This is a genomic window from Glycomyces mayteni, assembly GCF_042428885.1.
GTDB lineage: Bacteria > Actinomycetota > Actinomycetes > Mycobacteriales > Micromonosporaceae > Glycomyces > Glycomyces mayteni.
Window position 1 is genome coordinate 542,848 of sequence record NZ_JBHMBP010000001.1, and the last position, 12,923, is coordinate 555,770.

Sequence of the window (12,923 nt, forward strand, 5' to 3'; positions counted from 1 at the left end):
TATGCGCGTACTCCTTCTCGGCTCCTTCGACCTCCGCGACGACAAGGACCAGCCCCTCGACCTCGCCGGGGCGCGGCTCCGCGCGCTCGTCGCGCGGCTCGCCTTCGAGGCCGGGCGGGAGGTCTCCGCAGACACGCTCATCGACGCGATCTGGGAGGACGACGCGACCTCCACGAACGCCCTCCAGGCCCTCGTCTCCCGCGTGCGCCGCGCCATCGGCGCCGACAAGGTCGTCCGCGGCGCCGCCGGGTACAAGCTCGACGTCGAACCCGGGAACGTCGACCTCGTCCGCTTCGAGCGCCTCGCCGAGACCGGCAGGCGCAGCGGCGACCTCAACGCGCTCAAGGAAGCCGAAGGACTCTGGCGCGGCCCCGCCCTCGCCGACCTCCTCGACTACCGGTTCGCCCAGAACGAGGCCGTCAGGCTCGAACGCCTCCGCACCGAGACCACCCGAGAGCGCCTCGCCCTCGAAATCGCCACCGGCACCGACGTCCTCGCCGAACTCGAACCCCTCGCCGCCGCCCACGCCCTCGACGAGCGCTGGCAGGCCCTCCACATGCGCGCCCTCTACGCGACCGGCCGCCCCGCCGAGGCCCTCGACGTGTACGAGCAGACCCGCGAGCGCCTCGCCGACGAACTCGGCGCCGACCCCTCCTCCGAACTCGCCGACCTGCACCTCCAGATCCTGCGCCAGTCCGCCGCGCCCGTGCAGAAGCCCGCGCGCCGCTCCAACCTCAAGTCGCTGCTGACGAGCTTCGTCGGACGCGAAGACGACCTCGCCGCCCTCGCCGACGCCGTCGGCAGCGCGCGCCTGGTCACCGTCACCGGGCCCGGCGGCGCGGGGAAGACCCGCCTCGCGGTCGAGACCGCCGCGAAGATCGCCGCCGAAGGCGGTGCGCCCGATGGGGTCTGGCTCGTGGAGCTCGCCTCGACCACCGACGGGAACGACGTCGCGCCCGCCGTGCTCCGCGCCATCGGCGCGCGCGAGGCGGGCTTGCTGGAGCCGTCCGCGCACGACGCCGCCTCCCGCCTGGAGGAGTACTTCGGCGGGCAGGACGCCCTGATCGTCCTCGACAACTGCGAGCACCAGCTCGACGCCGTCGCCGATCTCGCCGCGCGCCTCCTCGGCGCGTGCCCGGGGCTGCGCATCCTCGCGACCAGCCGCGAAGCGGTCGCGATCGGCGGGGAGCGACTGTTCCCGATCCCGCCCCTGCCGCTGTCCACTGAAGACCCCGCGTCGAGCCCCGCGGTGCGGCTGTTCGTGGAGCGGGCCGCGGCCGTCAAGCCGGACTTCAAGCTCGACGCGGCGAACATCGATGCGGTCGTGGAGATCTGCCGCCGACTCGACGGCCTGCCGCTCGCCGTCGAACTCGCCGCCGCCCGCATGAGGGCGCTCGACGCGGCGCAGATCGCGTCCAGACTGGACGACCGGTTCGCGCTCCTCGCCGGTGCCGATCGGACCGCGCCCGCCCGGCACCGCACCCTCAGCGCCGTCATCGCCTGGAGCTGGGACCTGCTCTCAGATGACGAACGCGCCCTTGCCATGCGGCTGTGCGTCAACCCCGCCGGGGTCGCCCTGGAACGGGTCGAGGACCTCGACGCGCTCGCCGGGCTCGTAGACAAGTCCCTAGTGGACCGGGACGGCGAGCGGTACCGGATGCTGGAGACCATCCGCTCCTACGCCGTCGCGCGCCTGGAGGAGAGCGGCGACGCCGAGCGCGTCGCCGACGAGATGGCCGTGTACTGCGTCGAACTCGTGGAGCGTTCCGACGCCGAACTGCGCACCGCCGCCCAGCTCGACGCCATGGCCCGCCTGAACGCCGAGCACGGCAACCTCGTCGCCGTCATCGGCCGCGCCGCAGCCACCGCCGACATCGAGACCGGCTTGCGCATGGTCGCCGCCATGTTCTGGTACTGGCACCTCCTCGGCAGCCACACCGAGTTCCGCACCTGGACCGACCTCGTGCTGGCCGTCCCCGCCGACATCCCCGAGCCGCTCCAGCCCGCCGCCCTCATCCTCGAAGGCGTCGCCGCCGTCGAGCTCGGCGGTTACGCCGCAGGCCAAGAGGCCGTCAGCAAGGGCGTCCAGCTCGGCCAGGCGCTCCCCGAGGACGCCCCGGGACGGTTCCTCGTCTCCATGGGCGCCGCGTACCTGCCCGACGCGCCCGACATCGAGGGCCGGAACCTGCACGGCTGGGAACTCGGCACGGCCCTGCTCATCGCCGCCGCGACCGGCAGCATCCTCACCGGACTCGAAGGGGCCGCGCCGATCGACCGCGCCGAGGCGATCTTCGCCGAACTCGGGGAACGCTGGGGCCTCGCGTCCGCCCTGCGCGTCAAGAGCGAGCGCCTCGGCTGGCAGGGCGACATGGAAGGCGCCGAACTGGCCCTTGTGGAGGCCGCCCGGCTCCTGGACGAACTCGGGACGCGCGGCGACGCGAGCGAGGCGTACGCCGAACTCGCATACTGCCTGGCCCGCAACGGATCGATCCCGCGCGCCTGGGAGGCGATCGGACGCGCCACCGCCCTCGCCGACGCCGCCCGCGAACCGCTCAGCCAGGCGTACGTGCGGTGGTTCCGCCTCCCGGTGCTCGTCGCCGAGGGCCGGTACGACGAGGCCGTCGCCGAACTGCCCGCCGCGCAGAGCGCCCTCGACGGGGCGCCGAGCCTCGGCGAGCGCATGCGCGTCATGAGCGCCGCCATCCAAGATCTTGTTGCGCTGCTGCGGGACGAGCCGTCGCCGCGCGCGATCGCGGGACTGCCGCAGTCGCAGGTCGAGGGCGCGGGCGCCGCTGACCTGGCGATGGCGGCCCGCGTGTCCGCGGCGAACGCGCTCGCCGAAGGCGATGCGGCCCTTGCGGCCCGGAGGCTCGGCTTCGGCCGCGCCCTCCTGGGCATCGACGACGGCCGCGGCTACGACGCCGCACTACGCACCGAGGTGCGGACCCGTGACGCGCTGGGCGACAAGGCGTTCCGGGAGGCGTACGACGCCGGGGTGGCTCTGGGGAGGGACGACGCCTTCGCGGAGCTGACCGGCGCCGCTGGCTGACCGGCGCCGCGGGCCGACCGGCACTGTCGGCCGACCGGCGTGGCGGGTTGGGCGGCACTGCGGTCCGACCGGCACCGCAGGCTAACTGGCGCTGCGGGTTGATCGGCGCCGAGGCCCGCCGTCCCGGTCGGCCCGGCAGGCCGAGCAACACCTCGGGTTGAGCGCCGGGTCAGGGTTTGTCGAGCTCGGCGGCGATCATCGCTTGCAGCGCTTCGCGTCCATGGGTGCCGAGCGCTGTGCCGAGCGCGGCCGCGAGGCGCTCGAACGGGTCGTCGAGCGGCAGCGCCTCCAAGCGCTGCGCGAGTTCGGGAACCGTCCACGCATCGCCGTCCTTGCTGACGTGCTCGCCGGGCGTCCATCCGCGGATCGCGCTCACGGTGCCGCCCCGCACGGAGAGGAACTGCCCCGTCAGCGGGCACGCGGCACTGACCAGATAGGACACGAGAGGCGCGACGACCGCCGGGTCCTTCGGGTCCGGCCCGTCCTCGGGCGGGGCCTGGTCCATGCCCGGCACCTGGAGGGTCAGGCGGGTGCGGACCATGGAGGGGACGATGCAGTTGACGCGCACGCCCAGGCGCCCCAGCTCCAGGGCGTGGACGGTGGTCATGGCCGCGACCGCCGCGTTGGCCGCCGCGTAGTTCGACTGGCCCGGCAGGGGGTTGTACAGCCCTGAGCCCGAGGCGGTGTTGACGATCGCGCGGTCGGCCGTCGCGCCCGCGTCGGACTCCCGCCGCCAGTGCGCGGCGGCCCAGTGGCTCACCGCGAACGCGCCCTTGAGCTTCACGGCCACCACGCCGTCGAACTCGGCTTCGGTGAGCCGTTCGAGTCCTTTGTTGACTTCGGTGGCGGCGTTGTTGACCACGGCGTGCAGGTCGCCGAACGCCTCGACGGCCCGCTCGACCATCCTCCCGGCGTCGTCCCAGTCGGTGACGCTGCCGGTGTCGGCGACGGCCCGGCCGCCGAGGGCGTGAATCTCCGCGACGACGGCCGCGGCGACGCTCTCGTCCCCGCCGTGACCGTCGATCGACACGCCCGGGTCGTTCACGACGACGTTCGCGCCGAGCGAGGCGAGATGCAGCGCCTCCGCCCGCCCGATGCCCCTGCCCGCGCCGGTGACCAGCACCGTCCGCCCTGTCAGCTCGCCCATGACTGCACTCCTTCTCGGTGTCGCGCCTCGGATCGAGGCGCTCAGTGGCCCGAGCCTATCAGTATACCGAGTGCATTAATATACCTAGAGTATTAGTATTCGCGATGCACTATGCTGGGCCGGTGGTGGAGGAACTCGGGCGCCGCGAGCGCAAGAAGCAGCAGACCAGGCGCACCCTGATCGAGACGGCCGCGCGGCTGTTCAACGAGCGCGGGTACGACGCGACGGGCGTCGCGGACATCGCCGAGGCCGCCGACGTCACGAAGCGCACGTTCTTCCTGCACTTCCCCACCAAGGAGGACGTGCTCCTGAGCGACGGGCCCGCGCGGATCGAGCTGGCGCTGCGGGTGATCGGGGAGCGGGCGCCGGAGGCGCCGATGCGCGAGGTCCTCGCCGCGGCGGTGCACGCGATGATCGCCGACACCGCCTCCGCCGACCTGCCGAACGGCATGGCCGCCATGCGGGCCCGGCTCATGGTCGAGTCGCCGACGGTCCAGGCGCGCATCCTCCGCAGCGTCTTCACGGGGCAGGCCCGCATCGCCGAGGCGATGCGGGCGGCTTATCCGGAGGCGCTGGACCGGACGAGCGCGGCGGGCGTCGTGGGGGCCGTCGTCGGCGCCGTGTGCGCCGCCGCGATCGTCAGCCTCCAGGACGGCGAGGACGCGGAGGCCGCCTCGGCGGCGATGCGGCGGGCCGCCGCGATCGCGCTGCGCGCGGTCGACGCGCTCGGGACCGAGGCGGCCTGACCCTGCCGCGGGACTCCGGGTCTCCGGTTCCCGTTGGGGCGGTTCAGGCCCCGTACTTGACGGTGACGGTGCCGACGCCGCTGGTCACGTTGATGACGTAGTCGGCCTCGATGCTCGGGTCGGTCGCGACGCGGATGTCGCGGTCGCCGACGCCGCCGTCGATCTGCACGTCGAAGGTGGTGCCGTCGTCGGGGACGGTGATGACCACGTCCCCGGCGCCCGCGTCGACGGTGATGTCGCCGAGGACCTCGTCGAACTCCAGGTCCACGTCGCCGACGCCGCTCGACACGGTGACCCCGGTGGAGCGCAGGTCGGCGCCGTCGATGGAGCCGATGCCCGCGACCACGTCGATGTCGCCGTCGAGGCCGTCGAGGCGGATGTCGCCCACGCCGGTCTCGGCCGAGGCGTCGGTGCCCGCGGGCAGGGCGAGCGTGTAGTTCGTCTGGCACTGGTCGACGTCGAGGCCGAGGACGTTGCCGTCGTCGCACTCGCCGTGGACGAGGAGCGTGGTGCCGCTCCACTCCTCGGTCGTGTCGGGCTCGGTGCCGCGCCAGGCGGCGTCCAGGCGGAAGTCGAGCACGGTGCCGTCGGCGGCGTCGAGCTGCACGTCCCCGACGTCGGCGGTGACGTCGACGGCGCTCACGGCGCGGTCGAACTCCTCGGTGCGCGAGTCGTCGCGGTCCTCCGCGGAGACGACCCAGGACCAGGCGCCGTAGAAGGCGAACCCGGTGACGAGGGCGGCGCCGGTGATGGAGCCGCCGACGATCCACCACACCTTGCGGGCGGGGTAGACGGGCTGGTCGGGGGTGTCGGGCGAGCCGGCGGCGGGCTTGGTCGGGGTGTCGATCATGACCGGTCCTTCGTGTTGCCTTGCAGGAACTTGAGAATGGCGAGCACGCGGCGGTTGCCGCTGTCGGTGGGCGGGAGCCCGAGCTTCGCGAAGATCGAGTTGATGTGCTTGCTGACGGCCCCTTCGGAGAGGAACAGGACCCCCGCGATCCCGGCGTTCGAGCGGCCTTCCGCCATGTGCGACAGCACTTCCCGCTCGCGCGGCGTCAGCCGGTCGAGCTCGTCGCCCTCGCGGCGGACCAGGAGCTGCGAGATCACCTCCGGGTCGAGCGCGGTGCCGCCGTCGGCGACCCGGCGCAGCGAGTCCAGGAACTCCTCGACGTCCGCGACGCGGTCCTTCAGCAGGTAGCCGATGCCGCGCATCTGGCCGGTGAGCAGCTCGACCGCGTACCGCTCCTCCACGTACTGGGAGAGCATGAGGATCGCCAGGTCCGGGTAGCGGCGGCGCAGGACCAGCGCGGCGCGCACGCCCTCGTCGCTCTGGTCGGGCGGCATCCGCACGTCGGCCACGACCAGGTCGGGGCGGTCGCGCTCGACCGAGCGGAGCAGCGACTCGGCGTCGCCGACGGTGTCGATGACCTCGATCCCGCCGATCTCCATGAGCCTGGCGAGGCCTTCCCGGAGGAGGACCGAGTCTTCGGCGATCACGACGCGCATGGCAGCTCCGCTTCGATGGTGGTGGGCCCGCCGAGCGGGCTGGTCAGCTTGAACGTCCCGTCGATCGACTTGACGCGATCTGACAGTCCCTTGAGGCCGGTGCCGTTCTCGGCGTCGGCGCCGCCGCGGCCGTCGTCGATCACCCTGAGCCGCAGCGTTTCTCCTTCGAGGGTCACCTCGACGGCGGCGTGCTCGGCGCCCGAGTGGCGCGCGGTGTTGGTGAGCGCCTCGGAGATCACGAAGTAGGCCACGGCCTCCACGTCGCGGGCGACGCGCCGCTCCATGTCCACCTTGAGCCGCACCGGGATCGGCGACCTCGCGGCGACCGCCGACAGCGCGGCGTCCAGGCCCCGGTCCTCCAGGACCGCGGGGTGCAGGCCGCGCACGAGGTCGCGCAGGTCGGTGAGCACCTGCTTCGCCTCCTCGTGGGCGTCGGCGAGCGCGCGCTTGCCGTCATCGGGGAGGTCGGTGAGGGTGGCGCGGGCGATGCCGAGGTTCATGGCGAGGGAGGTGAGGCGCTGCTGCGCGCCGTCGTGGAGGTTCCGCTCGATGCGGCGGCGCTCGGCGTCCGCGGCATCCACAGTAGAGTGACGGCTCTCCGTCAGGTTCGTCACCCGCGCTTCGAGGACCTGGGCGCGGGTGGTGCCCACGAGGAGCTGGCGGGCGAAGAGCGCGTCGAGCTCCGAGAGCCCGCGCGTGATCCACGGGGCCGCGAGCAGGAGGATCACGCCGCCGAGGAACATCCCCAGGTGCCGGGCCTCCAGGCCCGAGGCGAGGCCGAAGACCGGCGAGGCGATCATCGCGGGCGCGATCGTCCACACGGTCAGGGCGATCATCCCCGCGATGAACCCGTACACGCCCGCGATGACGTGGTACGAGAACTGGCGCCAGGTCTTCGCGGAGCCGACCACGCCGATGAGGGACCGCGGCGTGAACGTCACTGGCGCCGACTGGTCCTTGGGCCAGACGATCCCGAGGTAGGCGGTGTGGCGGGCGCGCTGCACGACGGTGAGCGCGGCGCTGACGAGGAGGGTCGCGGCGAGCGCGATCGCCGGGATGACGAGGGTGACGAAACCTGCTGCGGCGGTGGCGAACAGCACCCCGATGACGATCCCGCCGAGCGTGCCGATCACCGACCCGGTCACCAGGTGTACGAGGGCGAGCCACGTCCGGCCGTCCCACAGCCCCCGCACGATCACGCGGGGCGCTCGGCGCCACGGGAGCGCCTGCGGCATTGCGATGTCCATGCCTAAAACCCTAAGCAGACCCGCAGCTCCCGGCATTGCCGCAGGCGCCCGACTCCGTGGTGAACTTTCCTCTACCCCTCACTCGCAGCCGACGCCGTCGCCGTCCCTGTCGAGGCCGGATCGGTAGCCCGGGTCGCCGCGGTGGATGGGGTCGGCTCCTGCGGCGCGGACGGCGTCGCAGTTCTCGTAGTAGACGGAGCTGGAGTCGTCGCCGTCGTCGCTGCCGCCACCGGAATCGCCGCCGGAATCCGAGCCGCCGCCCGAGGAGGAGTCTTCGCAGCCGATCCCGTCGCCGTCCCGGTCGAGGCCGGATCGGTAGCCGGGGTCACCCTCGCGGACCGGCGCGGCGCCCGCCGCGCGGGCGGCATCGCAGTTCTCGTAGTAGACCTCTTCGGCCTCCTCAGTGGTCGGCTCCGGTTCAGGTTCGGGAGCGGCCGAGCTGGGCTCCTCGGTCAGTCCCCAGAAGGTCGGGCCTTCGGTGGTCGGCGCTGTGGAGACTGATTCGCTCTCGGTGGCGACTTCCGTCGGCGTCTCCGGTTCGTCGCCGTTGCCTACCATCGAACCGAGCGTGCTCGCGCAGCAGAGCATCAACGCCGTTCCGGAAATCGCCAAGGCGACGATCTGCGGCGTCGACGGGTTGGACCAAGTGCCTTTCCGGCCTTTCACGGGACCTTGGGCGCTGGGGGTGGACATGTTGCCTCCCAGGGGATCGGAGGGTGCGCCGGGGTAGGGAGAGGCTATGCCTGTTGAGCGTTCAATGAAATCCGCTGAGCGGTTGATCGATCACTGGCCGTAAGGGCTCCCTCGTTCGTGTGAACGGCGAGCCCGCCGGACGGCGTCCGAGTGGTACCGGGGGCCCATTGCGGGGTGGAGGATTCCACTTCAGGCCCATTGGGGTGGGCCGGGGTGGTCGTAGGTTCGGCGGAGCTGCCGCCGTGAGGCGTGCAGGACCGGTCCTTTCGATTGGAGCGCAAGTCCAATGGCCACCTTCCTCTACCGGCTCGGCAGGGGGTCCATGCGTCTGCGATGGCTCGTCCTCGCCGTGTGGGTCCTCGTCGCCGCGGGCGCCGGCGTCGCCGCGAGCGCACTGCAAGAAGAGACCGAAGCCGAGTTCGTGCTCCCGGGCACCGAGTCGCAGGAGGCGTTCGACCTCCTGGACGAGCGGTTCCCGCAGATGAGCGCCGACGGCGGCGCTGCGCGGATCGTGTTCGCCTCCGAGGACGGCGAGCCGCTCACGGCCGAGGCCAACGCCGCCGCCATCGCGGCCCTGACCGCCGCCATGGAGGACTCCCCGCAGGTCGCGACCGTGGTCAGCCCCCTCGCGACCGCACCCGACGGCACCCCGATCGGCATGCTGTCGGCCGAGGACCAGACCATCGGCGTCCTCCAGGTGACCTACGCCGCCCCGGCGAAGGAGCTCGACGACGCCACGGTCGACTACCTGGACGACGCCGTCGCGGCCGCCGACGCCGAAGCCGAGGGCCTCCAGATCGAGGTCGGCGGCGACGTCCTCAAGGAGTCCGGCGGCCCGCCCGCCACCGAGATCATCGGCGTCGGCGTCGCGCTGATCGTCCTGGTGCTCACGTTCGGCGCGTTCATGTCGGCGGGCCTGCCGATCCTCACCGCGCTCCTGGGCGTCGTGCTCACCACGTTCGGCATCGCGGCCGCCACCGCGTTCCTCGACGTCAACGACTCGACCGGCATCCTCGCGGTCATGATCGGCCTGGCCGTGGGCATCGACTACGCCCTGTTCATCCTCTCGCGCTACCGGTCCGAGCTCGCGCAGGACGGCCGCGTCGAGGACCCCGACGCCCGCTCCGAGGCGATGGGCCGCGCCGTCGGCACCGCCGGCTCGGCCGTGGTCTTCGCGGGCCTGACGGTGATCATCGCGCTGCTGGGCCTCGCGGTCGTGAACATCCCGTTCCTGACGCAGATGGCCGCCGCCGCGGCCGTCGCCGTCGCGCTCGCCGTCGTCATCGCCGTGACCCTCCTCCCGGCCCTCGGCGGCCTCCTCGGCAAGCGCGTGTTCGCCGGCCGCCAGCGCCGCCGCATCGCCGAAGGCGCGCACGAGTCGAAGCCGAACCGCGGCAGGCGCTGGGCCGCGTTCGTGACCCGCCGCCCGGTCCTGGTCGGCCTCGTCGGCGCGGTCGGGCTCGGCATCGTCGCGATCCCCGCCGCCGACCTGGAGCTGAGCATGTCCACCGGGCCAGCCTCGGACACGACCGCTGGCCGGGCCGCCGCGCTCATCGAGGAGGGTTTCGGGGACGGCTACAACGGGCGGCTCCTGGTCGTCGGCGACCTCGACGGCGCCGATGCGGCCACGGCCGCCGCCGACGCCGCCGCCGCGCTCGACGGCATCGACGGGATCGCGTCGGTCGGGCAGGCCGTCCCGAACGAGGCGGGCGACACCGTCCTCATCGCCGTCACCCCCGAGACCGGGCCCGCCGACGCCGCCACCACTGACTTGGTGCACGCCATCCGCGACGCGCTCGCGGGCGACCCGGGCGCGGACTGGTCGGTGACCGGCGCGACGGCGATGAGCATCGACATCTCCGAGACGCTCAGCGACGCTCTCGTCCCGTACCTGGCGCTCGTGGTCGTCCTCGCGGCGCTCATCCTGATGCTGGTGTTCCGCTCGGTCCTGGTGCCGCTCATGGCGACGCTCGGGTTCGTGCTCAGCGTCGGCGCGGCGCTCGGCGCGCTGGTCGCGGTGTTCCAGTGGGGCTGGGGCGCGGGCCTGTTCGGGGTGGAGGACCCGGGGCCGATCATGTCGATGATGCCGGTGCTGATGATCGGCCTCGTGTTCGGCCTGGCGATGGACTACCAGATCTTCCTGGTGACGCGGGTCCGCGAGGCGTACGTGCGCGGCGCGAGCCCGCGGCAGGCGATCGTCGAGGGCTACGGGCACTCCTCGCGGGTGGTCGTGGCGGCGGCGCTCATCATGGTCTCGGTGTTCGGGGCGTTCATCCTCGCCGACCAGGCGTTCATCGCGTCGATGGGCTTCGGTTTGACGATGGCCGTGGTGTTCGACGCGGTCGTGGTCCGCATGGCGGTGATCCCGGCGGTCATGGCGCTCACCGGGCGCGGCTCGTGGTGGATGCCGAAGTGGCTGGACCGCATCCTGCCGGACGTGGACGTCGAAGGCGAGCGCCTCCAGGAGCGGCTCGCCGGGGAGGGCGCGGGCGGCACCGGCGGCGAAGCGGCGCTCGTCGACGCGGCGCGCTGATTTCGCGGACAATGAAGGCCATGAGTCCCGAACCCGCGGCCGACCCGCTGCTGGACCGCGCCGTGCGGCTCCGGCGGCGGGCCCGCGGGTTCGACCGGCGGCACCCGCGGGTCCTGGACGCGGCGGTCGTCGCGGCCGTCGCCCTCGTCGCCGTGTCGGACCTGCTGTTCGGCGAGAGCGCGCCGGACGCGGACCGCGGCGGCGTCCCGGCGTTCGTGCCGTACGCGTGCGCCGTCGCGATGGCGCTCGCGCTGTGGTGGCGGCGCCGCCACCCGGCCGCGGTGTTCTTCGCGCTCACCGTGTTCGTGGTCGCGCAGTCGGCGTCCGGTCTGTGGCTGCCGGCGCGCGTGAGCATCATATTCGCGTTCTGCACCCTGTTCGCGTTCTACACGCTCGCCTCGATCGGCCCGCTGCGCCTGTTCGCCTGGGGCGCAGTGCTGATCGGCGCGGGGATGCTCCTGATGGTGCTCGTGTTCGAGGACATGTCGCAGCCGCTGCTGAGCCTGGTCCTCATCCTGGGCACGGTCACCGCCGCGGGCGCGCTGGGCCTGACCGCGCGCATCCACCGCATGTACACCGCGGCCCTCGAAGACCGCGCCAGGCGCATGGAGGTCGAGCGCGACCAGCGCGAGCGGCTCATCGCCGCGGCCGAGCGCACGCGCATCGCCCGGGAGATGCACGACATCCTGGGCCACAACCTGTCCGTGATGGTCACGCTCGCCGACGGGGCCGCGACGCTCGCGGACCGGCGCGGCGAGGAGTCGGCCCCGACGCTGCGGATGCTCGGCGAGACCGGACGCGAGGCGATGGACGAGCTGCGGCGGGTCCTCGGCGTCCTGCACGCGGAGGACCGCGACCCGCGCTCGCTCAGTCCGCAGCCGGGCGTGGGGGACCTGGACGCGCTGCTCGACCGGGTGCGCGCCGCCGGGCTGGTCGTCACCTGCCGCACCTCGGGCCGCCTCGACCTGCTCGGGCCGGGCGTGCAGCTGACGGTCTACCGGATCATCCAGGAGGCCCTGACGAACACCATCAAGCACGCGGGGGGCCCGGCCGCCGCCGCGGTGACGCTGACGGTCGACCACAGCAGAGTCCACATCAGAGTCCTCGACACCGGCGGCGAACCCGTCGTCCGCAATGGACGCCGCGAGCCGGGCCGCGGGCTCATCGGCATCCGCGAGCGGGCCGCCCTGTACGGCGGCACGGCCACCATCGGCCCCAACGGAAGCGGCAGCGGCTGGACCGTGGACGTGGTCCTCGACCCGGCCACCGCCCCGCCCGGAACAGGAGCGTCCCAGTGATCACCGTGCTCGTCGCCGACGACCAGCCCATGCAGCGCCTCGGCCTCGGGATGCTGTTGCAGGGCACCGAGGGCCTGGAGATGATCGGCGAGGCCGCGAGCGGCGCCGAGGCCGTGCGCGCGGCCGCGAGCCTGCGGCCCGACGTGGCGCTCATGGACATCCGCATGCCCGGCATGGACGGCCTCGAAGCGACCCGCCGCATCGTCGCCTCCGGCGGGCGCACCAGGATCATCATCCTCACCACGTTCGACCTCGACGAGTACGCCCACGACGGCCTCCGCGCGGGCGCGAGCGGCTTCCTCCTCAAGGACGCCCGCCCCGAGGAGCTCGTGGCGGGCATCTGGGCCGTCGCCTCCGGGGACGCCGTGGTCGCCCCCAGCCTCACCCGGCGCCTCCTCGACGCCTATGCGCACCAAGTGCTCTCGCCGCCCGCCGAGCCCGCCGACGACCCGCGCCTGCGCGCCCTCAGCGACCGCGAGCGCGAGGTGCTCGTCCTGGTCGGCCGGGGCCTGTCGAACACCGAGATCGCCGAGCGGCTCGTCCTCACCGAGTCCACCGTCAAGAAGCACGTCGGCCGGGTCCTCGCCAAGATCGGCGCCCGCGACCGCGTCCACGCCGTCATCACCGCCTACGACGCGGGCCTGGTCGCCCCCAAGCCGTGAGCACAGATCAGGCCGGGAGTCGAAACTCCCGGCCTGAACCGT

The 12,923-nt window shown here is 73.0% G+C and carries 10 protein-coding genes; 5 read left to right on the forward strand and 5 right to left on the reverse strand.

Annotated features, from left to right (window positions below; genetic code table 11):
* The first annotated feature begins 1 nt into the window (after position 1).
* Entirely contained in the window at positions 2-3,049 is a 3,048-nt protein-coding gene (locus ACFFXY_RS02600) for an AfsR/SARP family transcriptional regulator (protein ID WP_382345585.1), read from the forward strand.
* 169 nt (positions 3,050-3,218) lie between these two features.
* On the opposite strand, the gene ACFFXY_RS02605 is transcribed toward ACFFXY_RS02600, so the two are convergent.
* A complete protein-coding gene (locus ACFFXY_RS02605; RefSeq protein ID WP_382345587.1) occupies positions 3,219-4,196 on the reverse strand; it encodes an SDR family NAD(P)-dependent oxidoreductase in 978 nt (325 codons plus the stop codon).
* Between the two features lie 122 nt (positions 4,197-4,318).
* Here ACFFXY_RS02605 and ACFFXY_RS02610 point away from each other — a divergent pair, with 122 nt between their 5' ends.
* On the forward strand, positions 4,319-4,942 hold the full coding sequence (locus ACFFXY_RS02610) for a TetR/AcrR family transcriptional regulator (RefSeq protein WP_382345589.1): 624 nt from the start codon (positions 4,319-4,321) through the stop codon (positions 4,940-4,942).
* A gap of 43 nt (positions 4,943-4,985) precedes the next feature.
* Here the strand turns inward: ACFFXY_RS02610 and ACFFXY_RS02615 are convergent, their stop codons facing one another.
* The 4 genes from ACFFXY_RS02615 to ACFFXY_RS02630 form a co-directional block, all read right to left on the reverse strand.
* The gene (locus tag ACFFXY_RS02615) at positions 4,986-5,792 is read right to left on the reverse strand and encodes a DUF4097 family beta strand repeat-containing protein (RefSeq protein WP_382345591.1); all 807 of its coding nucleotides are present in this window, start codon (positions 5,790-5,792) and stop codon (positions 4,986-4,988) included.
* Complete coding sequence (locus ACFFXY_RS02620; protein ID WP_382345593.1) at positions 5,789-6,448, reverse strand: response regulator transcription factor; 660 nt, start codon at positions 6,446-6,448, stop codon at positions 5,789-5,791. The genes ACFFXY_RS02615 and ACFFXY_RS02620 overlap by 4 nt, the downstream gene beginning before the upstream one ends.
* On the reverse strand, positions 6,436-7,695 hold the full coding sequence (locus tag ACFFXY_RS02625) for a sensor histidine kinase (RefSeq protein ID WP_382345595.1): 1,260 nt from the start codon (positions 7,693-7,695) through the stop codon (positions 6,436-6,438). The genes ACFFXY_RS02620 and ACFFXY_RS02625 overlap by 13 nt, the downstream gene beginning before the upstream one ends.
* 78 nt (positions 7,696-7,773) lie before the next feature.
* Complete coding sequence (locus ACFFXY_RS02630; RefSeq protein WP_382345597.1) at positions 7,774-8,388, reverse strand: excalibur calcium-binding domain-containing protein; 615 nt, start codon at positions 8,386-8,388, stop codon at positions 7,774-7,776.
* A 286-nt stretch (positions 8,389-8,674) separates the two neighbouring features.
* Here ACFFXY_RS02630 and ACFFXY_RS02635 point away from each other — a divergent pair, with 286 nt between their 5' ends.
* The 3 genes from ACFFXY_RS02635 to ACFFXY_RS02645 are packed head-to-tail and all read left to right on the forward strand — an operon-like array spanning position 8,675 to position 12,881.
* Positions 8,675-10,921 carry an MMPL family transporter gene (locus ACFFXY_RS02635; protein ID WP_382345599.1) on the forward strand — a complete coding sequence of 749 codons (2,247 nt, stop codon included), beginning with the start codon at positions 8,675-8,677 and terminating at the stop codon, positions 10,919-10,921.
* A gap of 20 nt (positions 10,922-10,941) precedes the next feature.
* Positions 10,942-12,219: a sensor histidine kinase gene (locus ACFFXY_RS02640; RefSeq protein ID WP_382345601.1), complete on the forward strand. Its 1,278-nt coding sequence runs from the start codon at positions 10,942-10,944 to the stop codon at positions 12,217-12,219.
* Positions 12,216-12,881: a response regulator gene (locus ACFFXY_RS02645; protein WP_382345603.1), complete on the forward strand. Its 666-nt coding sequence runs from the start codon at positions 12,216-12,218 to the stop codon at positions 12,879-12,881. The genes ACFFXY_RS02640 and ACFFXY_RS02645 overlap by 4 nt, the downstream gene beginning before the upstream one ends.
* Positions 12,882-12,923: the final 42 nt, after the last annotated feature.

Excerpts from the sequence above, each read along its gene's own strand:
- ACFFXY_RS02635 (WP_382345599.1), top strand. The coding sequence starts at position 8,675 with ATGGCCACCTTCCTCTACCGGCTCGGCAGGGGGTCCATGCGTCTGCGA.
- ACFFXY_RS02640 (WP_382345601.1), top strand. The coding sequence starts at position 10,942 with ATGAGTCCCGAACCCGCGGCCGACCCGCTGCTGGACCGCGCCGTGCGG.
- ACFFXY_RS02620 (WP_382345593.1), bottom strand. The coding sequence starts at position 6,448 with ATGCGCGTCGTGATCGCCGAAGACTCGGTCCTCCTCCGGGAAGGCCTC.
- ACFFXY_RS02605 (WP_382345587.1), bottom strand. The coding sequence starts at position 4,196 with ATGGGCGAGCTGACAGGGCGGACGGTGCTGGTCACCGGCGCGGGCAGG.
- ACFFXY_RS02625 (WP_382345595.1), bottom strand. The coding sequence starts at position 7,695 with ATGGACATCGCAATGCCGCAGGCGCTCCCGTGGCGCCGAGCGCCCCGC.
- ACFFXY_RS02615 (WP_382345591.1), bottom strand. The coding sequence starts at position 5,792 with ATGATCGACACCCCGACCAAGCCCGCCGCCGGCTCGCCCGACACCCCC.
- ACFFXY_RS02600 (WP_382345585.1), top strand. The coding sequence starts at position 2 with ATGCGCGTACTCCTTCTCGGCTCCTTCGACCTCCGCGACGACAAGGAC.
- ACFFXY_RS02630 (WP_382345597.1), bottom strand. The coding sequence starts at position 8,388 with ATGTCCACCCCCAGCGCCCAAGGTCCCGTGAAAGGCCGGAAAGGCACT.